This is a genomic window from Parasediminibacterium schistidii (assembly GCF_046546515.1).
Classification (GTDB): Bacteria; Bacteroidota; Bacteroidia; order Chitinophagales; family Chitinophagaceae; genus Parasediminibacterium.
On sequence record NZ_JBKHKJ010000024.1, the window covers coordinates 45,483 to 70,955 of the forward strand.

At 41.2% G+C, this 25,473-nt stretch carries 23 protein-coding genes; 17 read left to right on the forward strand and 6 right to left on the reverse strand.

Annotation, left to right across the window (positions count from 1 at the left end; translation table 11 throughout):
• Positions 1-324: 324 nt before the first annotated feature.
• From ACHFIY_RS13935 to ACHFIY_RS13970, 8 genes are all read left to right on the forward strand, one after another.
• A complete protein-coding gene (locus ACHFIY_RS13935; RefSeq protein ID WP_410846716.1) occupies positions 325-2,376 on the forward strand; it encodes a DUF1800 domain-containing protein in 2,052 nt (683 codons plus the stop codon).
• A 101-nt stretch (positions 2,377-2,477) separates the two neighbouring features.
• A complete protein-coding gene (locus ACHFIY_RS13940) occupies positions 2,478-3,746 on the forward strand; it encodes a DUF1501 domain-containing protein (protein WP_410846717.1) in 1,269 nt (422 codons plus the stop codon).
• Between the two features lie 224 nt (positions 3,747-3,970).
• Positions 3,971-4,939 (forward strand): KpsF/GutQ family sugar-phosphate isomerase, encoded by a 969-nt coding sequence (locus ACHFIY_RS13945; RefSeq protein ID WP_410846718.1) that lies wholly within the window; start codon positions 3,971-3,973, stop codon positions 4,937-4,939.
• 763 nt (positions 4,940-5,702) lie between these two features.
• Positions 5,703-6,800 (forward strand): mannose-1-phosphate guanylyltransferase, encoded by a 1,098-nt coding sequence (locus ACHFIY_RS13950; RefSeq protein WP_410846719.1) that lies wholly within the window; start codon positions 5,703-5,705, stop codon positions 6,798-6,800.
• Positions 6,801-6,967: 167 nt separating this feature from the next.
• Positions 6,968-7,351, forward strand: coding sequence for a hypothetical protein (locus tag ACHFIY_RS13955; RefSeq protein ID WP_410846720.1), 384 nt, complete (start codon positions 6,968-6,970; stop codon positions 7,349-7,351).
• Between the two features lie 17 nt (positions 7,352-7,368).
• On the forward strand, positions 7,369-7,833 hold the full coding sequence (locus ACHFIY_RS13960; protein WP_410846721.1) for an HAD domain-containing protein: 465 nt from the start codon (positions 7,369-7,371) through the stop codon (positions 7,831-7,833).
• 110 nt (positions 7,834-7,943) lie between these two features.
• Positions 7,944-8,285 carry a gliding motility protein GldC gene (gene gldC, locus ACHFIY_RS13965; protein ID WP_410846722.1) on the forward strand — a complete coding sequence of 114 codons (342 nt, stop codon included), beginning with the start codon at positions 7,944-7,946 and terminating at the stop codon, positions 8,283-8,285.
• Positions 8,286-8,374: 89 nt separating this feature from the next.
• Entirely contained in the window at positions 8,375-8,827 is a 453-nt protein-coding gene (locus ACHFIY_RS13970) for a GatB/YqeY domain-containing protein (protein ID WP_410846723.1), read from the forward strand.
• 168 nt (positions 8,828-8,995) lie between these two features.
• On the opposite strand, the gene ACHFIY_RS13975 is transcribed toward ACHFIY_RS13970, so the two are convergent.
• The gene (locus ACHFIY_RS13975; protein WP_410846724.1) at positions 8,996-10,237 is read right to left on the reverse strand and encodes an ATP-binding cassette domain-containing protein; all 1,242 of its coding nucleotides are present in this window, start codon (positions 10,235-10,237) and stop codon (positions 8,996-8,998) included.
• A 55-nt stretch (positions 10,238-10,292) separates the two neighbouring features.
• Positions 10,293-10,760, reverse strand: a complete 468-nt coding sequence (locus ACHFIY_RS13980; RefSeq protein ID WP_410846725.1) for a DinB family protein — start codon at positions 10,758-10,760, stop codon at positions 10,293-10,295.
• A 126-nt stretch (positions 10,761-10,886) separates the two neighbouring features.
• Here ACHFIY_RS13980 and ACHFIY_RS13985 point away from each other — a divergent pair, with 126 nt between their 5' ends.
• The 5 genes from ACHFIY_RS13985 (at position 10,887) to tsf (ending at position 15,136) form a co-directional block, all read left to right on the forward strand.
• The gene (locus ACHFIY_RS13985; RefSeq protein WP_410846726.1) at positions 10,887-11,807 is read left to right on the forward strand and encodes a helix-turn-helix domain-containing protein; all 921 of its coding nucleotides are present in this window, start codon (positions 10,887-10,889) and stop codon (positions 11,805-11,807) included.
• 365 nt (positions 11,808-12,172) lie between these two features.
• The gene (gene rplM / locus ACHFIY_RS13990; protein ID WP_410846727.1) at positions 12,173-12,616 is read left to right on the forward strand and encodes a 50S ribosomal protein L13; all 444 of its coding nucleotides are present in this window, start codon (positions 12,173-12,175) and stop codon (positions 12,614-12,616) included.
• Between the two features lie 48 nt (positions 12,617-12,664).
• Entirely contained in the window at positions 12,665-13,054 is a 390-nt protein-coding gene (gene rpsI / locus ACHFIY_RS13995) for a 30S ribosomal protein S9 (protein WP_410846728.1), read from the forward strand.
• A gap of 137 nt (positions 13,055-13,191) precedes the next feature.
• The gene (gene rpsB / locus ACHFIY_RS14000; RefSeq protein WP_410846729.1) at positions 13,192-14,109 is read left to right on the forward strand and encodes a 30S ribosomal protein S2; all 918 of its coding nucleotides are present in this window, start codon (positions 13,192-13,194) and stop codon (positions 14,107-14,109) included.
• Between the two features lie 184 nt (positions 14,110-14,293).
• Positions 14,294-15,136 carry a translation elongation factor Ts gene (tsf, locus tag ACHFIY_RS14005; RefSeq protein ID WP_410846730.1) on the forward strand — a complete coding sequence of 281 codons (843 nt, stop codon included), beginning with the start codon at positions 14,294-14,296 and terminating at the stop codon, positions 15,134-15,136.
• 224 nt (positions 15,137-15,360) lie between these two features.
• On the opposite strand, the gene ACHFIY_RS14010 is transcribed toward tsf, so the two are convergent.
• Positions 15,361-16,335 (reverse strand): deoxyhypusine synthase family protein, encoded by a 975-nt coding sequence (locus tag ACHFIY_RS14010; RefSeq protein WP_410846731.1) that lies wholly within the window; start codon positions 16,333-16,335, stop codon positions 15,361-15,363.
• 1,299 nt (positions 16,336-17,634) lie between these two features.
• Here ACHFIY_RS14010 and ACHFIY_RS14015 point away from each other — a divergent pair.
• Positions 17,635-19,146, forward strand: coding sequence for a GH3 auxin-responsive promoter family protein (locus tag ACHFIY_RS14015; protein ID WP_410846732.1), 1,512 nt, complete (start codon positions 17,635-17,637; stop codon positions 19,144-19,146).
• Between the two features lie 317 nt (positions 19,147-19,463).
• Here ACHFIY_RS14015 and ACHFIY_RS14020 read toward each other — a convergent pair whose 3' ends face one another.
• From ACHFIY_RS14020 to ACHFIY_RS14030, 3 genes are all read right to left on the reverse strand, one after another.
• The gene (locus tag ACHFIY_RS14020) at positions 19,464-21,656 is read right to left on the reverse strand and encodes a PspC domain-containing protein (RefSeq protein WP_410846733.1); all 2,193 of its coding nucleotides are present in this window, start codon (positions 21,654-21,656) and stop codon (positions 19,464-19,466) included.
• Positions 21,657-21,677: 21 nt separating this feature from the next.
• Positions 21,678-22,031 (reverse strand): PadR family transcriptional regulator, encoded by a 354-nt coding sequence (locus ACHFIY_RS14025; protein WP_410846734.1) that lies wholly within the window; start codon positions 22,029-22,031, stop codon positions 21,678-21,680.
• A 258-nt stretch (positions 22,032-22,289) separates the two neighbouring features.
• Complete coding sequence (locus ACHFIY_RS14030; RefSeq protein ID WP_410846735.1) at positions 22,290-22,565, reverse strand: hypothetical protein; 276 nt, start codon at positions 22,563-22,565, stop codon at positions 22,290-22,292.
• Between ACHFIY_RS14030 and ACHFIY_RS14035 the strand changes: the two genes are divergently transcribed.
• From ACHFIY_RS14035 to ACHFIY_RS14045, 3 genes are all read left to right on the forward strand, one after another.
• Positions 22,564-23,241 carry a response regulator transcription factor gene (locus tag ACHFIY_RS14035; RefSeq protein ID WP_410846736.1) on the forward strand — a complete coding sequence of 226 codons (678 nt, stop codon included), beginning with the start codon at positions 22,564-22,566 and terminating at the stop codon, positions 23,239-23,241. The genes ACHFIY_RS14030 and ACHFIY_RS14035 overlap by 2 nt on opposite strands.
• Positions 23,238-24,497: a sensor histidine kinase gene (locus tag ACHFIY_RS14040; RefSeq protein ID WP_410846737.1), complete on the forward strand. Its 1,260-nt coding sequence runs from the start codon at positions 23,238-23,240 to the stop codon at positions 24,495-24,497. The genes ACHFIY_RS14035 and ACHFIY_RS14040 overlap by 4 nt, the downstream gene beginning before the upstream one ends.
• Positions 24,498-25,114: 617 nt before the next feature.
• On the forward strand, positions 25,115-25,459 hold the full coding sequence (locus ACHFIY_RS14045) for a hypothetical protein (RefSeq protein WP_410846738.1): 345 nt from the start codon (positions 25,115-25,117) through the stop codon (positions 25,457-25,459).
• Positions 25,460-25,473: the final 14 nt, after the last annotated feature.

Genomic DNA, 25,473 nt, shown 5'->3' on the forward strand with positions numbered 1-25,473 from the left:
TCGATTACTATAAACGTAAAATCCCAGTGTGATTAAGGTGCATTTATAAAATCGCTCCTCTATAAAATCGAAAAATTCCTACAAAACCGAGATTCATGGCAAATATGCCTGCAAAGCCCCGAAGAGGTGTTATATACTAGCGATGGGTATAGCCCATAGCCCATCGGATAAAACAAAGTGTGCCGCTTTGAGCCTTCCTGCCTTTGTGGCGAGAAACCCCAACTGTTAAAACTACCCCCCTATCCTTAAACTTTGCTTAACCTATTATGTCTGTTAAATACGCACTTATTTATTGCTTTTAACGCCATCAATCATTTTAATATTATGAAAACATATTCAAAAGTATTCCTGCCCTTATTGGTACTGATTGCCGCCATTGGTATTTTTTCTTCCTACACCACATCCGAGCAAAGCATGAATTCGGCTAAGTTCCCTTACAAAAAAGCAGGGCTTACCGACAAGCAGGCTGCCGCCCACCTGCTTAGCCGTTTTACGTTTGGGGCTACGCCAGGCCAGGTGGATGAAGTAGCTAAAATAGGCGTGGAAAAATGGTTTGAGCAACAACTTGAAGCCAGCCAGCCCGATGATTCGCTCTCCGCAATGTTGAACCCTTACGAAACGCTGTCCATGGACAATACGCAGATTGTCAATATTTATCCTCAAAACAACAATGTTACCCTAAAAATGGCTATAAAAGATGGCTATATTAAATCAGACTCTGGGCAGTTTGATAAAAAAGAATACAGGCCGCTACTAGAGGCATATATGAAGGAAAAGGGCTTGAAGCCATCTGGTGAACTATTCCGCCAGTTAATTAACCAGAAAATATTGCGCGCCGCTTATAGCAACAACCAGCTAAAAGAGGTAATGACTAGCTTCTGGTTCAACCATTTCAATGTGTCGCTCACCAAAAACGAGTGTGGCCATTATATAACGGTATATGAAAAAGATGTACTGCGGCCCAATGCCCTTGGCAACTTCGGCACCTTATTGCTGGCAACTGCCAAATCGCCTGCTATGCTGGCTTATCTAGACAATTTCCGCAGCGTAGCCAGCGAAGGCAACGGCAACACGGAAGCAGGTGCTAAAAGGCTTCGTGAACTGTATGCGCAGCAACTGATGATGAACCAAACCGGCGACACAACGGGCAGGTATAAAGAAATAATGGATAAAATTAAAAAAGCCAAAAACGCACAGGGCTTGAATGAAAACTATGCCCGTGAGGTGATGGAACTGCATACATTGGGCGTGGATGGCGGCTATACGCAAACGGATGTAACCAATGCCGCAAAAGTACTTACTGGCTGGACCATATACCCCATGCACGATTATTATGGCGGGCAGCAAGCCATTAAAAAAATGATAGAAAAAGTAGGCGAGGAAAAATTGAAACAACAAGGCTTTGTACACGATGGCGATTTTATGTTTACCGTAAACAAGCACGATAAGACAGAAAAAGTAGTATTGGGCAAAACCTTCCCTGCTGGCGGTGGCTATGATGAAGGGGTGAAACTACTGGATATATTGGCGCACCATACTTCAACTGCACATTTTATCTCTAAAAAACTGGCAGTGCGTTTTGTGAGCGACAACCCACCACAGGCATTGATAGATAGGATGGCAAAAACGTTCTTAGACAAGGATGGCAACATAAAAGAAGTATTGATGACAATGGTAAAATCGCCAGAGTTTTGGGCAGCGGATGCACTAAGGGATAAAATAAAATCGCCTTTTGAGTTGACCATCAGCACCGTGAGGGCATTGAATGCAAAAGTTACGCAGCCTTACCAATTGTTCAACTGGATCAATAAAATGGGAGAGAAAATATATTACTACCAAGCCCCTACTGGTTTTCCAGACAAGGCACAATATTGGATCAATACAGGCTCCTTACTTAGCCGCATGAATTTTGGTTTGGCAATGGCTTCTCAACGGATACCAGGTGTTACTTTTAGCCTTGTAGGGTTGAACAACAACCATGAGCCAGAAAGCGCAGAAGCCGCATTGGCAACTTATTGCAAGCTCCTGATGCCCGAAAGGAAGGTAGATGAAACTGTAAAGAGGCTCCAACCACTAATCAATGATCCCCAGTTGCACAAAAAAATAGATTCTGCTGCAAGCAAAGCAATGTCCATGGCACCGCCGCAAGAGCCGCAATCGATGACCATGAACAGTGGGGACGACATGATGATGAGCAATGGTGATGGTGAAGGAACCGCGCACGACAAAAAACGGTTATTAAAAGAAAAGCCTGGCAAGAAAAAAGTGCCCGATTACACCATCCAGCAATTAATGGCCATGAATGCGGGGAACAATACTATGCTCTCGCAAGTAACGGGCATTATCATTGGCTCGCCAGAATTTCAAAGACGATAATTCTTTAGTTATGAGTCATAAATTATAAGTTATAAATTTTAACCTATAATGATAAGTAAAAACTCATAACTAATAATTCATAACTCATAATTATTTACACCGTGAACACAAGAAGAGGTTTCCTAAAATCAGGTGCTTTGGCACTTTTTGCCGCAGGCGTTGGTGGGGTACCCACATTTATAGCCCGCGCGGCCAATAGCGATAAATTAATATCGCCTTACAAGAAAAACAAAAAGCTGGTTTGCATATTCCAGCGTGGGGCAATGGACGGGTTGATGGCCGTAACACCGTTTACGGACGACAACCTAAAAATAGCACGGCCTACCTTGTTTATGTCGGCCGCAAAAGGGTCGTCAGCCAATCCGCTGATAGACCTGGATGGCCGTTTTGGCCTTCACCCATCCATGAAAGCCTTTGAGCCGCTTTTCAGGGAAAAAAGGCTGGGTATTGTACATGCAGTAGGCTCGCCCAATAATACTCGCTCGCACTTTGATGCACAGGACTACATGGAAGCAGGCACGCCTTTCACCAAAAGCGGCAACAGCGGCTGGCTAAATAGGGCTATTGGCCTGCTAGGGCATGAAGGGGCTACGCCATTCCAGGCCGTAAGCCTTACCAGCTCTTTGCCACGTTCCTTTTATGGCGACAATGCCACGCTGGCCATTAGCAATTTGCAGGATTTTGCCATCCAAATGCGGGGCAACCCCATGAGTGCCAACATGGCCTCTAAAAGCTTTGAGGACTTGTACGACCAAACATCTTCTTCGCTATTGAGCAAAACAGGCAAGGAAAGTTTTGATGCAGTGAAAATGCTGCAAAAAACAGACACTAAAAATTACAAGCCTGCAAACAATGCAGTATACCCCGAAAGCCAGTTGGGCAATTCATTAAAGCAAATAGCGCAGCTAATAAAAATGGACGTAGGCCTAGAAGTGGCATTTACAGAGTGCGGCGGATGGGACACGCACTATAACCAAGGCGTGGAAACAGGTGTTTTTGCTAGGAACGTGGATGATTTAAGCAAAGCCATTGCTGCTTTCTGGGCAGATATTTCGGCTTATCAAGATGATGTAACCTTGATGACCATGACCGAGTTTGGCCGCACCGTGAAACAAAATGGCACCGCAGGCACAGACCATGGGCGTGGCAGTTGCTTGTTTATCCTAGGCAATGATGTAAACGGCGGCATTGTGCATGGCAATATGCCCATATTAACCAAGGAAAACCTGGAAGATGGGCGGGACGTGCCAGTAACCACCGACTTCCGCAGTGTTTTCAGCGAAGTGGCAGACAGACATTTGAATATCAATAACGACAAAGTTTTGTTCCCAGAATGGGATGGCAAAAAAATTGGTGTTATGAAAGCGTAATGAAAATAGCCACAAAGGCACTAAGACTCGAAGCAGCACTAAGAAAAAGAAGGTTAAAAGATACTGATAATATAAAATTCCTTCTTTTTTCCTTTCTTTTTATTCCCTTAAAACTTTGTGCTTCTTTGTGTCTTTGTGCCTTCGTGGCAGATTAGCCAAACTTGCACCTGCATTATAACATTGTTTTTACTCCTATTCCGCTCTAACCATAACTTTGCTGCCGCATGAATTTATCTATTACAGAAGCAGCCCGGCACACGGTTGCACTAGAGGCAAATGCTATTGCTGGCCTCCAGCAATTTATTGATAGCGGCTTTGAGGCAGCTGTGAATGCCATATACCACTGCAAGGGCAGGGTCATTGTAAGCGGCATTGGCAAAAGTGCCATCGTAGCCCAAAAAATTGTAGCTACATTCAACTCTACAGGTACACCCTCCCTATTTATGCACGCTGCCGATGCAATCCATGGCGATTTAGGCATGGTGCAGCTAGACGATATTGTAGTTATTTTGAGCAAAAGCGGCGAAAGCCCAGAGATAAAAGCCATTGTGCCACTGATTAAAAATTTCAATAACCTATTGATGGCCATTGTGGGCAACACGGATAGTTTCCTTGCCAAACAATCTGACTTTGTTATCAATACCACCGTAAGCAAAGAAGCCTGCCCAAACAACCTGGCACCTACAAGCAGCACAACTGCCCAAATGGTTATGGGCGACGCCATAGCCGTGTGCCTGATGCAGCTAAGGGATTTTGGCAATGAAGATTTTGCACGTTACCACCCAGGCGGCAACCTTGGCAAGCGTCTATACCTGAAAGTACAGGATCTTATTGCCAATAACCTTGTACCCAAAGTGCTTCCCACAGCTACGTTAAAAGAAGTGATTATGGAAATCACTGAAAAAATGCTGGGTGTAACAGCCGTGGTGGATGAAACCGGCAAGGTAAAAGGTATTATAACCGATGGCGACCTACGCCGTATGCTGGAAAAAAGGGACGACATCAAAAACATAACTGCTGCCGATATTTGCTCCCCCAACCCAAAAACAATTGAACCTTTTGTAATGGCAGTAGATGCCATGGAGGTATTTGCCTTACACGACATTAGCCAATTGATAGTGGAAACCAATGGTCACTACCTAGGCATATTGCATTTGCACGAATTGATAAAAGAGGGTATCGGCTACACTTAACTTTTTATCGCCTTTTATCGTCACAAAGACTCGAAAGCACAAAGGGTTTTGAACCCAAAAAGGGATGCATTTCAAAATTTCGTTTTTTTTGTTTTCTATTTGGCAGAAACAGGCCATATTAATTTATTACACAATAAAATCCCTTGGTGCTTGCAGTTCAACAAGCATCCTATATGGGGGAAATTTGGGATGTCCATGGGGGAATATTTCCCCCATATAGGATTTTTATTTTGGCCTATATATCTATGCAAGCGAATTTTACATTAAAGGAGCAACTGGGGCATCTTTGCCTTGCCTCCCGAATCGGATGTTAGTTGGCTTGGGAAAATGATAATTCACTATCAAAATCTTTTCAGTTTCTTATCAATAAATTATCATTCTAATATCATAAAACTATCATTCCATTATCAATAAACTATCATAAAATTCACTTTTATTATCATAAAAAATGAGGCTTTAAAAAACATAAACACCTGAATATCAATGAGTTAAATACAAAAAAGATAAACACGAAAAAAATAAATCACGGGAAAAGAAGAAAAAATCCATTTCAAATCTTCGCTTAGTTCTTCAATTTTCCCTCTTTCCTTCTCCCTTTGCTCGTGCATTCGTGGCAATTTTATTTCTTTTTTTCTTCGTGCTTCTTTGTGCCTCTATGTGCTTTCGTGTCTTTGTGGCTACGGCCGTGTTAATAATTTAATACCCACCACTATTTTTAACCTTTATATTTGGTTTTTGAACTTTAAAACAACACAATAGGAAAATGAGTACTGAACACAACCCCAATTATTATGTAGCCATCATGGCTGGAGGCATAGGCAGCCGTTTTTGGCCACAAAGCCGCACTGGGTACCCCAAGCAATTTTTAGATATTTTGAACACAGGCAAAAGCCTGATACAGTGGACATTTGAGCGCTTTGCCCTCTTTGTGCCAAAAGAAAATATTTATGTAGTTACCGCTGCCGAGTATAGCAGTATATGCGCAGAGCAATTGCCCGATATTCACTTGGAAAACATAATTGCCGAGCCTAGTCGCAAAAATACCGCCCCTTGCGTGGCATATATTTCCTTTAAATTATTGCAGCAAAATCCTAATGCTGCTTTGATTGTTGCCCCTAGCGACCACATGATTGCCGACACCGCAACATTCATTGACATTTCAAAAAAGGCATTGGACTTTGTAAGCAAAAACAAAGCATTTGTTACCTTAGGCATACAGCCTACCTATCCTAACACAGGGTATGGCTATATCCAGTTTGACCAGAATGATGATGCAGGTGATGGCATCTACCGTGTAAAAACATTTACCGAGAAACCCAACCTAGAAATTGCCAAGAAATTCTTGGAAAGCGGTGATTTCCTTTGGAATGGCGGCATCTTTATCTGGAAAGCACAGGATGTGGTGGATGCGTTTGAAAAATACGATACCGATACATTTGATTTGTTTGATGCAGAAAAACAACACCTGAACACCCCGGGCGAAAAAGAAGCGATAGACCGTATTTACCCACAGTGCAAAAATGTAGCGGTGGACGTGGCCCTGATGGAAAAAGCAGAAAACGTATATGTTATTCCTTCTTCTTTTGGTTGGAGCGATTTAGGTACATGGACAAGTGCTTATGACAACCTAGAAAAAGATTCTTTGGGCAATGCCGTTGCCAGCGACAGCACAATTATTATAGATGCGGCTAAGTGCATGGTAAGTGCGCCTCCAGGCAAGCTGATTGTATTGCAAGGGCTAGAAGATTACATCGTAATAGACACCCCTGATGCTTTGCTTATCTGCAAAAAAGAAAAAGAACAAGCCATTAAAGAATATGTAGCCGAGGTAAAACGCAGCAAAGGCGATAAGTACTTGTAGGTTGTTTTAAATTTTAAGTTTTGAATTTTGAATTAAGGCAGGGTATCATTGTAGAATGCCCTGCTTTTTTCATTTTTATTGTCAACATCTTTAAAAAAAACGTTACAACCTTATTGTTTTATTCTAGATTAAAATTCTAATAAATTTGGTTTCTAAAGAAAAAACTAGTGGAGAAAATTACTAAACAAATCATTCAAGATTTTATTTCTACAACTAAAATTGACCTACTTCCAACACAGAAAAGGCTATGCCTACCAATTATAAACAGGATGTATAGAAAAATGTCTGCTGGCATTGCATTTTCTGCTATAAAGGTAGATGGCAATTTGATTGGCGATGGTCATCATAGATATTTAGCCGCTCTTTTAGCGAACTACCCTATTGAAAAAACACCCACATTTAGTACATCCGCAACTATATTAATAGAATGGGAATCAGTTTTATTTGAAGATGAGGATTGGGATACCACTGCCAAAATAAATATGCTTAATAACCAAGACGCAGAATACAATAATATGCCAATCTCCCAAATTTTTGATTTATTGAAATAAGGTGTATTTTTGTTAGGATGTTGATATTTTTAGATATAGATGGCGTACTGGTACCTGCAAAAGGTTGGAAAGCCCCCGAATTGCTAAATGATGGATTCCCTGCATTTAGTAACAAGGCTACCCGTACCCTTAAGGATTTGATTTCGGAAGATACCACTTTTATGCTTACAACTTCCCATAAATCAAATTATACTATTGAGGAGTGGAAAGCTATTTTTAAAAAACGTGGCATTGATATTCACAACATAAAACCCCTTGAAAACAATATAAATAACCTCAGCAGAAAAGATGAAGTTGTAAATTGGTTCAATGCCAATAAAACAACTGAAAACTTCATCATTATAGATGATGATAAATCTTTAAATGAGCTTCCTGATTTTTTAAAGAAAAACTTAATATTAACCAGCCCACTTGTTGGCCTTACAGATGAGCATTTAGAAGATGCAAGAGCTATTTTAAATAAAGGCTTACAAGTAGTTTAGTAACCAGTTACCAAACCAGTTAAGCATTTTGCAAATATCCCTCCTTGCCACCCCCTTCTTTGCCTCGACAGAAAACTGTACTTTTGCAACTTTTAAAGAAAGAAGCAATAATGAAATCGACAATAACGGTAGAAGTAAACCTAGACGAGGATAAAGTACCCAGCGAAATATTATGGACGGCCACAGACAGCACGGCCGACATGATGCAGAAATCAAAAGCCACCATGCTTTCTTTCTGGGATGGCGAAGACAAAAGCGCAATGCGGATAGATTTGTGGACAAAAGACATGATGGTGGATGAAATGGCCGATTTTTACTATCAAACCATGATGGGCATGGCCGATACGTTTGACCGTGCCACGCACATGCACCCATTGGTAGCAGAAATGAAGGCTTACGCAAAAGATTTTTATGCCAAGTTCAGGGCAGCACAATTGAAAGAAGCAAAATAATTGTTCTAAGTTTTATTATTTGAGTTTTATGTTAATAAACAAAATTCAAAACACAAAACTTAAAACACAAAACTTAAAACAATAACAAAATGAGTTTAGAAACAGAAGTAATGGCACTAATGAAAGAGGCCATGAAAGCAAAAGATGAAGGCGGGCTGCGTGGGGTGAGGGCTATAAAAGCAGAAATAATAAAGGCAAAAACAGAACCAGGTGCAAACGGCGAAATATCTGCCGAAGGCGAACTAAAACTGCTTCAAAAAATGATGAAGCAACGCAAAGACAGCCTTGCTATTTTTCAAGAACAAAACCGTGCAGACCTTGCTGCCAAGGAATTGGAAGAAATGGCCGTGATAGAAAAGTTTTTGCCCAAGCAAATGTCAGAAGCAGAAATAAAAGAAGCAGTAGCTACCATCATCGCACAAGTAGGTGCTGCTTCCGTCGCAGACCTAGGCAAGGTGATGGGCGTAGCCTCCAAGCAACTGGCTGGCAAAGCCGATGGCAAAACCATATCTGCTTTAGTAAAGGAATTATTGACAAAGTAAGACAGTCTAAGCCAATTTATTAAGCCTTTGCCACGAATGCACGAATCGACACTAATCTTTTTATTTGTGAATATTCGTGCATTCATGGCAAAATGGTTTTATTGGATACTCAAGTAGGCTATAGTTTTGTGTTTATATGCCAATCCTAGGCACAATTAATGCATTGACTTACAACACCGTCCCTTTCGAACCACCCTCGCTAGGCGTCAAAGCAAATATTTTATCGGGTGCAAGACCTTCTTCCACCCTGTGCGACACATAAAGTATGGCAGTAGTACTTTCGGCAGCAATTTTGTTAATAAGCATCGATACCAATTCCACATTTGCATCGTCCAAGCCGCTCATGGCTTCGTCCAGTATTAGCAAAGGAGGGTGCTTTACCATGGCACGGGCTATCAAAGCCATGCGTTGCTGGCCTAAAGTGAGGTTGCAAAAAGGTTTGTTTTTTAGGTGTACCATCCCAATTAGGTGCAGCCATTCGTCTGCCAGCCTTAGTTGAATGTCCGATGGCTGCTTGTACAACCCAATAGAGTCTAAAAAACCAGAAACAATCATTTGCCCCACAGTGTGTCTAGTACTAAACAAATCGGTCATGGCAGGGGTAAGGTAGCCAATCTTTTCTTTTATTTCCCAAACGGTTTCGCCACTGCCTTTTTTCCTTCCAAACAGTATTAAGTCCTGCCCATATGCTTTTGGGTTATCTCCTGTAATCATAGTAAGCAAAGTGGTTTTTCCAGCTCCGTTGGGCCCCACCAATTGCCAAAAATCACCTTTCTTTATTGTCCAGTTTATTTTTTTTACAATTACCCTGCCTTCGTAGCTAACCGTAACGTTTGTAAACTTTACCAGCTCGCTGCCTTGTATATCAAATGCGCGAATAGGCTTGGGTACAGGGGCGGGCAAGGTTTCCAAATGTGCTGCCAGGTGCTGGCTAAGATAAGCCTGCACACTATCATAAAAAATCAATTGATTGCCCTCTAAACTTGCTGCATTAGCAATAAAGGGCAGCAAGTCCTTAGCCCGGTTAATGAATTGCACAATAGATATATGCTCGCTTATTTCAATCAACTTTTGCAGCAATGATGCCTGCGTGGCTATATCAAGGTTGTCAAAAGGGTTGTCCAGCACAATAAAATCTGGTTTTTGCGCTAACAGATAAGCCAGCAATGCCTTTTTCTGCTCCCCACTTGATAACGTCCTAATGCTTCGGTTATATTCCTTAGAAACCACCAGTTCCTCGTGCAGGGCTTCTTCATCTATAAATTCTTTGAGGGCAATGGTAGAAAACAATGCCCCCTTTTGCCCATTAAACGTGGCAAGTGCATTTGTAGCTTTTGAAGACAGCAACTGGTGTATAAGCCCATGCTTATCTGCATTATTCGATAAAAAAACTGCCCAATGATTTGCCATAAGAACGCCGAAAAACTATACCTTTAGTAGATAATGAAATCTGACCACTGACCACTTATGACTTACGACTTACCACTCGTTTTAAAGCCATTATATACCCAAAATGTATCCCTTCATGAAAATTGACAAACGTAATGGCATCTTCAATAGAAGCGATGTTTACGCCATACCGGTTTGTAAACAAGGTATAGTTGGCAAACGCCCCGTTGGCATAATCTTGCTGGAATTGCTCAATAGTCGATAAAAACAAAAACTTGATGGCGGCTATTTCCTCGCTGTTTACTACATTTTCTGGCTTAGTTCCTGGCTTGTAGCTTTCAAAATATTTTTCTTCTACAAACAATGGCAACCCAGAGCGTACATAACACAAGCCTTGCTGGCTAGACATTAAATGGGCGAGGTTCCAGATAATGTTGTTATTGAAACCAGCAGGTATTTCATTTAATTGCTCCACCGTTAAGTCGCTCACAAACTGCAACAGTGCCTGCCGGGTGCTTTTGATAATCTCAATTTGCTTTTCCATAAGAGCAAAAGTATAGGGAAAAAACAAAGGCTAATGTCTTGGAATTGTAAAAAAACACATTATTTAACCCAATTTAGTAAAAATAGATGTATGTACACTATATTTGCATATACAAACATTTTGAGAATGCAACAAGTACTTGACATTTTAAAATTGGCACATCGTGGCGGCTTTGAACCGGCCATGGAACTGCTGTACCACAAAGAGCAACAAATACCGGGTTCTATCAACTATAATATCAACCGCTACTATGCCCAAAACGAGTGGTTGTCAGACGATGCCGGAATGTTGGTGTACCACTACAACGAAAAACAACCGAATGATAATTTTCTAGAGCTTCGCTATTGTATTACTGGCAACAAATATTGCTACGACAAAAGTTGTTCGTTCTGCAAAGACAAGCCTACTGACTGCAATGGAAAGCAAGTAACAGTGGATGTTTTCAATTTCCACTTTTCTGCCAGTTTCTTAAACCAGTTTACGCACAATGTAAAACTGAGCAGCCGCAAAGATGAGGTTTTGGCTTTTAAGCACCCCAACGCATTTACCAAAGTATTCCCTTTGTGCAATAAAAAAAGGAACGTGCTGGATGCTTTGCTAAACCATAGCTACACAGGCGCATTGGAAAACATTTTTATCAATGCCAAAGTGCATGAAATATTACTGTACAGCTTAGACTGTCTGGTTGACGAGAAAGAAGAAGGATTTAGCTGCAAGTTTTTGGAAGACGAGAGGAGCAGGGAAGGGATTTATAAGGCAAGGGAAATTTTGCTACAGCATATTGGCGACCCCATTACCATCAAAGAATTGAGCCGGAAAGTAGCCATGAACGAGTGCTATGTAAAAAAAGGCTTCAAAGAAATATTTGGCACCACTATATTCGATTTTTACCAGCAACAACGGATGGAACATGCCAAATACTTGTTGTACGAAAAAGGCTTGAGCGTTACAGATGTATCAGCAGCATTAGGGTATTCTTCCATTTCGCATTTTTCTGCGGCTTTTAAAAAGCATACAGGGCTGAAACCTTGCGAATTGTTGAAATAACTGATACATTCTCAGTTTTATTACCACAAAGGCTTCAAGGCTCGAATTAGCACAAAGAAAAAAGTAAGAAGAAACGCATTATATGGTTTTTCTTTTCCCTTGAAACTTTGTGCCTCTTTGAGTTTTTGTTGCATATAGCTGGTGAGAAGTAACTCAAAAAAACACTAACAAATCAACTTACGCACCAACAAACTATCAATCATTTATATTTTACATCAAATTTTTTATTGAAAATCAACCACTTACAAAGGTGTAGTAAAAAATACTTTGTGAAACGCAATGTTATTCACATACTTCCCCTTACCTTCGCCGCCTAAATTTAAAAAAGCCCTGTGGGATAGCACAGGCAACTTAAACATTTTACAATGAGCAAACTTCATTTTACAACAAAACACGCCAACGCGGCTACCGTTACACACAACTGGTATGTTGTGGACGGTACTAATCAAACCGTAGGACGTATGTGCGCAAAAATTGCTGCCGTCCTTCGAGGAAAAAACAAAACATATTACACACCTCACGTTGATTGTGGTGACAATGTAATTGTAATCAATGCCGACAAGGTTCTTTTTACCGGCAACAAGATGGAAGACAAAATGTACATCAACTTCTCTGGCTACCCAGGTGGCAAGAAAGAAGAAGCTGCACAAGACTTGTTGAAACGCCGCCCAGATGCTGTGATAGAAAGGGCTGTAAAAGGCATGCTTCCTAAAAACCGCCTAGGCCGCAAAATGATCAAGAAATTATTTGTGTATGCTGGCGACAAACACCTGCATACTGCACAACAACCTAAAGAGTTAAAATTCTAAATTACGAACAGTTAATAGCCAAAAGCTAGTAACTAAAAGCAACAATAAATGGAAAAGCAAAAAAACGCTGTTGGTCGTCGTAAAGAAGCCGTAACCCGTGTATTCATTAGCAGGGGCGAAGGTAAAATTACTATCAACGACAAAGACTATAAAAAATATTTCCCTTTGGTTTATTTACAAAACCAAGTAGAAGCCCCTATCAAAACGGCTGATGTAGCCGGTAAATTTGATATTGTTATCAATGCACAAGGTGGTGGTTTAAAAGGTCAGGCAGAAGCTGCAAAGTTGGGTATTGCCCGTGCTTTGTTGGAAGTAAATCCAGAATTCAGGCCTATACTGAAAGCCGCTGGTCAATTGACCCGTGACCCACGTAGCGTAGAGCGTAAGAAATTTGGTCATAAGAAAGCCCGTAGAAGCTTCCAGTTCAGCAAACGTTAATACTAAATATTCTTGCCCCTCTCTTTCGGAGAGGGGTTGGGGTGAGGTAATACATAATATTCAAAAATTATTTCAAATTCTGTTTTCGCCAGCCCTTCTTTGGGATGGGATGGTGAAACTTTTAAACTTAAACAAAAATGGAAGCGAACACTTCATTACAACAACAACTGCTGGAGGCCGGCGTACACTTTGGCCACTTGAAGAAGAAGTGGAACCCTAAAATGTTGCCTTACATCTTTGCAGAAAAGAAAGGCATCCATATCATTGACCTTAACAAAACTGTAGACCACCTGCAAGAATCTGCTGCTGCAATGAAACAAATTGCAAAAAGCGGTAAAAAAATCATGTTTGTGGCCACTAAGAAACAAGCGAAAGAAATTGTTTCTGAATGCGCTAAGCGTGTTAACATGCCTTATGCTACAGAACGTTGGTTAGGTGGTATGCTTACCAATTTCAATACGGTTCGTAAGAGCGTAAAGAAAATGCAAAGCATTGACAAAATGTTAAACGACGGCAGTGCTGAAAGCCTTACCAAAAAGGAAAAGCTTACAATGGGCCGTGATAAAGACAAAATGGAAAAAGTATTGGGCGGTATCGCTCAGATGGGTCGTTTACCATCAGCTTTGTTCTTGGTTGATATCAGCGTTGAACACATTGCTTTAGCAGAAGCTAAGCGTTTGGGCATTACTACATTCGGCGTTGTTGATACAAACTCTGACCCTAATAAGGTAGACTTTGCTATCCCAGCAAATGACGACGCTACAAAATCTATCGCTATCATCACCAATTATATTACTGCTGCTATTGCTGAAGGTTTGGCAGAGCGTCAAGCAAATAAAGATGATGAAGATGTTACAGACGATGGCAACAACGAAAATGAAGCCAGGGCTCGCCGCTTAGAGCAAGAAGCTCAAGCAGAAGGTGGTCGTGGTCGTCGTGGTGGCGGTCGTGGCACTGGAGAAGCAGCACCAGCAGGTGGCCCAGGCGGTCCAGTAAAACGCCGTGTTCCTAGTAACAACACACGTCGTCCAGGTGGTCCAGGTGGAAGCCGATAATTTATTCTGTTTTGAGTTTTATGTTTTAAGTCCTGTGTTTTAATAAAAATACATTGCTTAACTTAAAACATAAAACACAAAACTTAAAACAATAATAAAGAATGGCTGCATAACTAAACTTTGCAGCCATTTCTAAATTTAACAACAAACCGCCTAAACAGCGGAAACCAAGGAGGATATTACCATGAGTACAGCAGTAGCAATTACAGCAGCAGATATTAACAAACTTCGTCAGGCAACAGGTGCCGGTATGATGGATTGCCGTAAAGCTTTAACCGAAGCAAATGGCGATTTTGAAGGTGCTATCGACTGGTTGCGTAAACAAGGCCAAAAAGTGGCTGCAAAACGTAGCGACCGTGAAGCAAAAGAAGGTGTAATTATCGCTGCTACAACAGCAGATAACAAAACAGGTTTTGCTATCACTATCAGTTGCGAAACAGATTTCGTTTCTAAAAATGCAGATTTCGTAGCATTTGCACAAAGCATTGCTGACGCAGCAGTTTCAAACGATGTTAAAAGCGCAGAAGAACTAAGCGAAGTAACCGTAAATGGTGCTAAAGTAGGTGATTTGATCAATGACAAATTAGCAGCTATCGGCGAAAAAATAGGCATTGCCCGTTTTGAAAGGATAGAAGCCCCTTATATTGCTTCTTATATCCATGGTGCAAACCGTATGGGTGTATTGGTAGCGTTGAACCAAACACAACCAGAAGCTGGTAGAGACGTAGCTATGCAAATAGCAGCGATGAACCCATTGGCTGTTGATGCTGACAGTGTTCCTGCAGCTACAATTGAAAGGGAAAGGGCTATTGTTATAGAAACAATGAAAGCTGACCCTAAAATGGCTGGTAAACCAGACGAAATGGTAGCTAAAATTGCAGAAGGCAAATTGAATGCTTTCTTCAAAGAGCAAACTTTATTGGCTCAACCATTTGTAAAAGATGGCAGCAAATCAGTAGCAGAATACCTGAAAAGTGTAAGTGCTGATTTAAAAGTAGTACAATTTGTAAGGGTAGCATTGGGTTAATGCCTAATTGTTTTACCACATAATAAAAGCGGCTATCCCAATAAGGTAGCCGCTTTTTATTTTAGCGTATTTATTGCCACAAAGACGCAAAGACACAAAGAGGTACAAAGTTTCTAGGGGGGAAGAAAATAAAAAGCATATTACCTTTCTTTTCTTTCTTTTTCTTGGTGCTGCTTTGAGCCTTCGTGCCTTTGTGGCAAATAACTTTTCGGGTAGTAGTTTATTTACCACCCAAGTATCCAAGCGAAAATTAACGGTGCTACTATTGTAGCATCGCTTTCGACAATAAATTTAGGGGTATGTATGTCTAGTTTGCCCCAGGTTATTTTTTCATTGGGCACGGCACCACTGTATGAACCATAGGAGGTAGTGCTATCGCTAATTTGGCAGAAATAGCTCCAGAAAGGTACGTCGTGCCATTCCAAATCCTGGTACATCATAGGTACTACGCAAATAGGGAAATCACCCGCAATGCCACCACCAATTTGAAAGAAGCCTACGCCCTTGCCGCCACTGTTTGCCCTGTACCACTCCGTAAGGAATACCATGTATTCAATGCCGCTTTTTACGGTGCTGGCTTGTAGTTCTTTTTTTATGACATAACTGGCAAATATGTTGCCCGTGGTGCTATCTTCCCAGCCCGGGACAATGATGGGGATATTTTTTTCTGCTGCTGCCAATATCCAGCTATTCTTTTGGTCTATTTCGTAGTACTGTTCCAGTTCGCCGCTTAGTACTGTTTTGTACAAAAACTCATGGGGGAAATAACGTTCGCCTGCTGCTTCTGCATCTTTCCATTGTTTTACCAAATGCTTTTGCAATCGGCGGAAAGCTTCTTCTTCTGGTATGCAAGTATCGGTAACACGGTTGTAATGGTTTTCCAGCAAGTCCCACTCGTCCTGTGGGGTAAGGTCCCGATAGTTGGGCACACGCTTGTAGTGGCTGTGCGCTACTAGGTTCATCACGTCTTCTTCCAGGTTGGCACCCGTGCAACTGATAATATCCACCTTGCCTTGACGTATCATCTCGGCAAAAGAAATACCCAGCTCTGCCGTGCTCATGGCGCCTGCAAGGGTAACCATCATTTTGCCGCCTTCGGTAAGGTGCGTTTCGTATCCTTTTGCAGCATCTACTAGTGCAGCAGCATTAAAATGGCGGTAGTGGTGTTCTATAAACTGGGAAACAGGCCCTTTACTCATTGTTTTATTTTTTGTGCCGCGAAAGTAGATAATTTTGGTAGTAGATAAATATTCAGGCAACAGCTTATAAATGATATTAATAAGTAAAGGTTTCAAAATAATTTTCCCCAATTCAAGTAATATCTTGTTCACTGCTAAAGCCTGATAAGTACTCATCTGAATCCCTAGCCTAAAGACATGGGGTTAGTAACCTCAAGCTGTAGAAAAGTAAACCCCATGCCTTTAGGCTGGGGGCGAAACAGACACTACTAAATGGCTTTAGCCATGATATTTATAGCAATAATGGGAAAGTTGTTTTGAAAACGTTACTAAGTAGTATGAGCCGGTAAAAATTATTTTTCACTGGCTCAGGTGCAATTTGGGGCAGTATGCCACGAAGGCAGGAAAACACAAAAGGCCACTAAGGCATAAAGAAAGCAAAAAGACAAAGCATCTATAAATTTCCACACAGGAAATAAGCCTATAGGGAACTTGCCATGAATGCACGAATGGACACTAATCTTTTTAGTCGTGCTTATTCGTGCATTCGGGTGCATAAAACTTTTTCGCTTTGTCCTGATACCCCTCAATCTATAAAAACCTTAACTTTGTTTAGAAATGCACTTGATACAAGCTACTTACCAAACTAGTCTCTTGGCATACTAATCGTAAATCTTTTTTTTACAACTATTAAAATAGTTGTAATCTCAAAATTTGGTCTTGTATTTATGGCTTTAAAATACGCACAAATCACTCAAAATTAAGCATAAAATAAGCACAAAATATGCACAAATCACTCAAAAAATAAGCACAAAATACGCATGAATTACGCACAAAAATTTGATGTTGTTATTGATAATCAATGGCTTACAAAGGCGGTAACGATTTTTGAAAAAAGAAACAGCGTAAAAATCCCACAAAAATGGCAAAACTGAAACTATTTTAATAAAACACTAGGAAATATTGATATTATTATAAATATGCAAATATTGTCTCCTTGCCTGTTTCCTGTTACCTTTTTCCTTGGGTAACTTGCCCCGTTTTTTTTTGAGTAGTGAGGTTGGGCTAGGTTGATTTTTTAATAAAAAAAGTGAAAAACTTTTATGCACCCGTGCATTCGTGTCAATTAAAGAAAAGTGACGAGTTGCTTAACTTTTTTTATTTGGCCTAATTCATTTCTTCTTTTTCCATTTTTTCTTAGTGCTGCTTCGAGTCTTAGTGCCTTGTGGCAAAATAAGTGGTGTATAGTAACAATAATTGTTATCACAAAATCATTGCGTACCTTGCTGGCAGTAATCGATTTATTTTTACTAGTTGCGTATGAAATTGCTTAGCCCTACAATATCCCGCCTGGCCCGGATGCGGCACTGGCGTATAGAACAATGGATGAACAACCCCATTGCCGCACAGCGCGATGTGTTGCAGGACTTGGTAACCCATGGCCAATATGCAGAAATGGGCAGGCAATACGGGCTTTCAAAAGTATTTTCTATCAGGGACTTTAAAGCAGCCATACCCATACACGAATACAACGACATAAAGCCATATATAGAAAAACTGATGGCGGGTGAGGACAACCTGCTCTGGAACACGCCTGTAAAATGGTTTGCCAAAAGCAGCGGCACCACTTGCAACAAAAGCAAATTTATACCCATTACAGAAGAAAGCCTCCAGGATGGGCATTATCAAGCATCCAAAGATGTGCTGACCATGTATTATTATTTCAATCCAGATAGCGACCTGCTCACGGGCAAAGGGCTAGTAGTAGGGGGCAGCCACCAAGTAAGCCTGCTGAACAATGACATACAATATGGCGACCTAAGTGCCGTGCTATTGCAAAATGCCCCTGTATGGTCGGGGTGGATACGTACACCAGAATTGTCCATTGCCCTGCTGGACGAATGGGAGAACAAGATAGAACAACTGGCGCAAAGCACCATCGAAGAAGATGTAACTTCTATCTCTGGCGTGCCTACGTGGACAATATTGTTAATAAAGCGCATTTTACAAATAACTGGCAAGCAAACCCTGAAAGAAGTATGGCCAAATCTAGAGCTGTACATACACGGCGGCGTTTCGTTTGTACCTTATAGGGAACAGTTTAAAAAGCTAGTGGGCGAAGGAGTTCGGTTCATGGAAATATACAATGCCAGCGAAGGTTTTTTTGCTGCGCAAGACAGCCCAGAAGCCGATGGCCTATTGCTGCTATTGCAGCACGGTATTTTTTATGAATTTATGCCCGTGGAAGAATACGGCAAGCCAAACCCGAAAACAATCGGGTTGAAGGATGTGCAAACAGGCAAGCAATATGCCCTAGTGGTAAGCACCAATGGAGGCCTGTGGCGTTACTTGGTGGGCGACACCATGGAGTTTACTACTTTGTATCCTTTCAGAATAAAAGTAACTGGGCGTTTAAAGCATTACATGAATGCCTTTGGCGAGGAAGTAATGGTGGACAATGCCGACAAGGCCATTGCTATCGCCAGCAAAAAATTGAATGTGGTAGTAAGCGATTACACGGCTGCACCTGTTTACTTTAGCGAGGGTAACAATGGCTGCCATGAGTGGCTAGTAGAATTTGAGAAAGACCCGGAAAACATAGCAGCCTTTGCCTACGAGCTAGACTGTGCATTGAAAACCCTGAACAGCGACTACGAGGCCAAGCGGCACAAAGACATTGCCCTGCGTATGCCTTTGGTAAAAGCATTGCCACGCAACACCTTCAATAAATGGCTGTTTAGCAAAGGCAAGCTGGGCGGGCAGCACAAAGTGCCAAGGCTAAGCAACGACAGGAAATTGCTGGAGGAAATACTGGGGTTTGCAGCGTATTGAGTATTCATAAAAGAACGGGGAGGCAATCCTTTTAAGGTAAAATTTTATTATTTTTAAATCGGTTTTCGTTTCACATGCCTTATAGCAATAACCACATCGGCTTGGTCTTCAATTTTATAGTGGTGGTGTTTGTTTTCCATGGAGCAAGAAGCGGTTGAAGTGGTGGAGTATAACTTTTTGCTATTTACAAAATATCCTTGTGCAACAGGGCCTATGCAATAGGCACCTACCCATAAGCAAAAAGGGAAGGCCACCGTTTTAAGAATAAAACAGTGGCCTTATAGTTCCCCAACTTTAACCGAGTTTAGCTATGCAGCTTATATTGTGTTCATGATGCGTGTTACTACTTTTACTTCGCGCCCTTTGTAATACAACTTTTGTTGCCTAGGCAATGGCTTTAATTGATAAATAGATTTAAGCAAAGTGCTGTCAACTGTCCTCTTTAGCTCACGCTTTTTTTCTTCCAGTTCTTTTTGCTGGTCTTTTATCTGGTCTTGCAGCTCTTTTTTCTTTTCGTCTATCTGGCGTTGCTGCTCTTCTATATCTTGTTTCAGCTCCTCACGACTGCGTTTGTAATCTTCCAGACTTTGGTTTTTGTCATCATTGTTATTATCGTTATCCTCCGATTTTTTAACCGATTTTAGCCCTTTCACGGTCATTATATATTCTACATCTGTTTGCCAGTCCATGTCTTGTTCATTGAAAAAGTCGTGCTTCCAATCCCAGTCGTTATCGTTGATGCCAATATGCACATTGTTCCTCCAGCCAATTTTATCATCAATTTTTATCCTTTTGCCCACAGGCACGGCAATGGTTATAATCATCCGTTGGTTCCTAAACTTGTCTGTTGTATTGATAGGTATGCCCTTGTATAAGGAAAGGATACTGTCTTTCTGGGCAATGGAATAAGTAATTTTGTTGGCCAGCGCATTAGCTGCTGCCCTGCTTTCGCCATTGCTCATTTTTACCACTGTTACTTCAAAGCTATCTGAATTAGATTTTGTAACCCTTATGTCGGTATTCGGTACAAATACGGTATCGCTGTCTATGCCTTCAAAAGGTTCAAATTTCATCCAATGATTGCCCCTTCCATTCCTTCCATACCCGCTCAGTTGCACTTCTAGTTTGTCTATTTTAGGGTTGCTAAGGCGCACGTTTTCCTCAACTGCGCTGTTTTTATACTTGAAATCCCTATCTAAAGATGCTAGCAAACAAATAGCACATACCCAGCCTACTGCCCACAGCGAGATAAAAGTGTAGCGCATCAGGCCGCTGTTGCGTTTGGTCCGCATAAACCGGCGGATTACCCATGTAATAATGCCAATAACGGGTACCCAGATAAAAAACACAATGCTAGCCCAAGCAAGTGCTGTTTCGCTGCCACTGTTAAATACATAATCAAAAACGGGCGAAAACCCTATGAATACGATGCCAAAGCCAAACAAGACCCCTGTTAGTGTCAATAACAATACAGAAAGAATGAAATATGCAAATATCTTGGCTATCATGGCTATTACCCCACCTAAGCCCCTACCGCTTCTCCTGGCCATAAAAGCTGCCTCGTTGCCGTATTGCTGCGCCCTTGGGGCAAACCCTTTGCCAAATTCTTCCGCTCTGTTTTTCAGGTCGGCACCAAATTTTTCGGCACGCTCCTTAAAGCCTTCCATATCTGTTTGTATAGTGTTTTTAATGCTGTTCAGATCTACCCTTTCGCCCTTCATTTCCAGTTTGTCGGCACTGGTTAGTGCTTCTGGCAGTATCAGCCATAGTATAATATAGATAACAGTAGCGCCTGGGCTAAAGGAAAGCGATAAAAAATGCTGGAAATGGAAAAGGCTGCCATGGTTCCAATTGGTAATAAAGGAAAGGAAAGGAATTAGGAATATAAGCCTTGGTATCCATACATTAATCCCAAAATAGTGGCTTAGTCCGCTGGCCACGCCGCCAATCACCTTATCGTCCATATCCCTGAACAGGCGTTTGCGCGTGCTGCCAATAACAGCCGCTGCAGTGCTTGGCACGGCTACCCAAATAACTAGGTAAGGAACAAAGCATAGGCTAACCATGATGCCTGCCAAGATGCGTACAACCAATGGGTCGATGCCAAGATAGTTGGCAATGCCGCTGCAAACGCCACCCAGCACTTTGTTGTTCTCGTCCCTCAAAAAACGGCGTGGGCCATTGTTGTTGGGCTGTTGTTGGTAGCTTTGTTGTTTGCCGCCTAGCTGTGCGTGCACGTTGGCTTCCTCGTCGTCAAAATCTTCTGGGCGGCCCATGCTGTTGATAATGTTGTTTACATCATCGTCTGTAATGCAGGTGCTGCCCTTTTTCAATGTCTCTGCAAACAGCTCGGCTACCCTGCTTTCTATGTCGTTTATTATTTCGTCCCTGCCTTCTTCTTCTGCAAAATACCTCCTAAGGCTTTCTACATATTGTTTCAATATATCGTAAGCATTTTCTTCAATAGGTACTACCCGTCCTTGGAAGTTGATGTTGATTACTTTTTTCATGTCGTAAAAATTTGTTGGTGGTTAAAGTGTGTTGTTGTGTTCTGCTTCTATCGGTTGTGTAAGGGCGTGTACTGCGTCTGCCAATTCTTTCCAGGTGCTTTCCAGTGTTTCGTAAAAAGCGAGCCCCTCGTCAGTCATTACAAAATATTTGCGTGGGGGGCCGCTGTTACTTTCTACCCATCGGTAGGTAAGGTATCCCGCATTTTTCAGCCGGGTAAGCAAGGGGTACAATGTGCCTTCCAGTATGTTTAGGTTGGCGGCCTTCATTTTATCTACTATATCGCTGGGGTAAACCTCGCCCTGGCGTATAACAGATAAAATGCAGAATTCCAATACCCCTTTCCGCATCTGGCTCTGTGTGTTTTGAATATCCATGATTGAATCTTTTTATCTTCTTAAATAATGAATAGCCTTTCAGCTATTTTGACGATACAAAGATAATGGGATTTTACAGTACTATGCAAAACAAAGTACCGTGTTTGTGTTGGTAATGGGTTAAGTTTAGATATGTAGAATAGATTATAGTATTGATAATCAATGTGTTACTAAATAAATATTAAAATGTTAAATTAATGTTAATTAAGTTTTGTTTGAAAAATTCGCCTATTTATTACTACTCAGGTGCCAGTTTTGTTAATCTACCACGATGGCACAACGCAGCACCAAGATAGGCTGTTCAGAATAGGCTTGTATTTCTTCGTTCACTTTCCAATCGATTTCAACCCTTTGTTTCCACGGGGTTAAAACCCCAGGAGCATCTGAAACTGTCCGAATAAGGAAGAATAAGAAAGAAACTAACCGCTTTTCTTTTTTATTTCTCAATGCTCCTTCGAGCCTTTGTGGCGGAATAGCAACTATTTTATCACCTTCTCCTTTTTCCGCTTTTACTTTGGGCAAATAAACAGGCATGAAAATATTGATTGTTGAAGACGAGCCTTCATTAAACAAAAGCATTGCCGACTACCTAGGCAAACAGCAATACCTGTGTGAAGCATCCAGCAATTTTGCCGATGCCCTTGATAAAATTGAATGTTATGAATACGACTGCATTGTGCTGGACATTGGCTTGCCAGATGGCAATGGACTGCAATTGCTACAAACATTAAAGGCAAACCACAAAATGGATGGGGTAATCATCATCTCGGCAAGGAACGAACTAGACGATAAAATAAAAGGCATGGAGCTTGGTGCAGACGATTACCTTACCAAGCCATTCCACTTGCCCGAGCTAAGCGTGCGTATTGCTGCCATCATCCGCCGCAAAAACCAGCAGGGCAGCAATAAGCTATCATTCAACGAAATATTGATAGATGTTCTGGCAAAGCAAGTATATGTGCATCAAAAAAACTTGATACTTACAAGGAAAGAATTCGATTTGCTTCTTTATTTCATGGTAAATAAAAACAGGGTGCTTTCTAAAAATGCCATTGCCAGCCATCTTTGGGGCGATGATATGGACATGGTAGGCAATTACGACTTTATCTATACCCATATTAAAAACCTACGGAAAAAGTTAATGGTGGCAGGCACGCCAGATTACCTGCAAAGCGTATATGGCATGGGTTATAAATTTTCTGGTATATGAAATTGTTTAGCCGATACAACCGCATCAATATAGGGGCATCCATACTTGTTTTTTTGGCTGGTTGCTTGGCTTTTTATTTTGTGCTGCACTATGTATTGCTACGTCAGCTAGACAAAACATTACAATCTGAGCAATCAGAGATTGTGCAATATATAAAAGAACACAACCAATTGCCCGAGATTGTAAATACTAGCGACCAGAAAACTGCTTTTACTAAAACTAATGCCCCTTTTCAAGAAACACAGTTTGCTACCCAAATGGTTTGGGAAGAGAAAGAACAAGAAAATATTTGGCTAAGGGTGTTATCTTTCCATGTGGCTGTTGCCGGGCAGCATTATAAAGTTACCGTTACAAAATCACAGGAAGAAACAGAATACCTTATACAGGTGATTGTATTGATTGCTATTGGGATGATTGGTGTAATAATAATTGTTGGCCTTATTATCAATCGAATTGTACTTAAGAAACTGTGGCAGCCATTTTACAACACAATCCATTTAATAACCCAATATAAACTGGCAAGCCACCAATCTTTAGTATTGCCCGATAGCACGATTGACGAGTTTGCCTTGCTAAACAAAAGCCTTGCAAATATGGCCGGCAAAATAGAGCAGGAGTATGCCACGTTAAAAGCGTTTACAAGCAATGCGGCACACGAAATGCAAACCCCTTTGGCGGTTATTGCATCCCGTGCAGAAACCCTGATGCAGGACGATGCTGTTCTGCAAAACCATCACGCTTCCATTGCCACAATAGAACAATCGGTAAATAAATTGTCCCGCCTCAACCAGTCGCTGCTGCTATTGGCTAAAATAGAAAACCATTTTTTTGAGCTTACAGAAACAATACTTTGGGATGAACTGATAAAGCAAAAAATAGAGGAAGTGGCTGAGCTAAATAGTAGCAATCAAATAAAAACAACGATCGATGTAGTACCAGTTGCAGCCGTTTTCAATTTGCACCTTGCTGATATTATCATTACCAATTTGTTCAATAATGCCATCAGGTATAATGTAGCTGGTGGAGCAATTGATATAGCGTTAACTGCCAATTATTTAGTTATTGGAAACACATCCTCCTTGCCAGCATTAGATATTCAAAAAATTGGCAGCCGCTTCTACCGCCATCCACAAACCACACAGCCAGGCAATGGGCTGGGCCTGTCTATTGTGCAGCAGGTATGTGCCATTGCTGGGTACAAGTTGCAGTATAGCTATATTGATAGCATGCATTGTTTCAAAGTTTGTTTTGAATGATTTTTAGAGAAGCACAAAAACACGAGAAGACGAAGAAAGAGAAGGTTAAAAGATATTGATTACATCATTCTTTTACTTTTTCCTTTATAAAAGTTTGTGCCGCTTTGTGTATTCGTGCCTTCGTCACAGATTAACCAATCTTGCACCACCCGTTTTATGCCTATATTGAACCCAAGCCTAGAAGATAAGCGGTTCAGAATCTGCGGTTCTTCTTCATACAGTATTAAGCTAATTACGCACAAGTACATTTACTGTTTATTAGTCTAGTTACACCATTCTTTGTGTCATTTAAGTGAAACGGTTTTCCTAAAAAGCAGTTTTCATGTCTTGCAGCAATAAATGTTGCCTTGCGTACAGTTAGCGTGGGGAAGTTCAATCCCATTGGGTTGGTTACAGCCTTTAATGCTTACCACGGGTGCAACCCGTGGCTACTATTTTTTAACCCTTTCAGGGTTTTATTAAAGTCGTTAGCACCTCAAAAAAGAATTAGTATTTTGTTGCGCGCATCTTTCTTTTTCTCATTCCCTTAGTGCCGCAGTGAGCCTTCGTGTGTTTGTGACGAAATTCAACAAGGAATTTTTCCCATTTCCAATTGCAGCTAACTTTATCTTTGCTGGATGTTGATTACAGACGATTTACAGCAACGCTGGTGGGCATTGGAAGCAAAATTGATAGAGCGGTTTGGCAAAAAACCAGACACAGAGGCAGTTTTATTTCTAATAGGGATGCAGGAAACAGGTTTTTTAGAAGAAAAAATAAGCAAAGAGCAGAAGCAGGACCTGATGCATGTTGCCATCTGCACTATACTGGGGCCTAGCGGCTACTACCTGAAAGAAGGCAACGACGAGGAAGGCTGGCCACACTTCAAGCAATTGAAAACATTGCCAACCATGCCCTTGCACGAGCAGGACAACTTTCTGAAAGACCATATCTTGCTCTATTTTGAACAAATGGGATTTTAGGAAATATCTAGGAT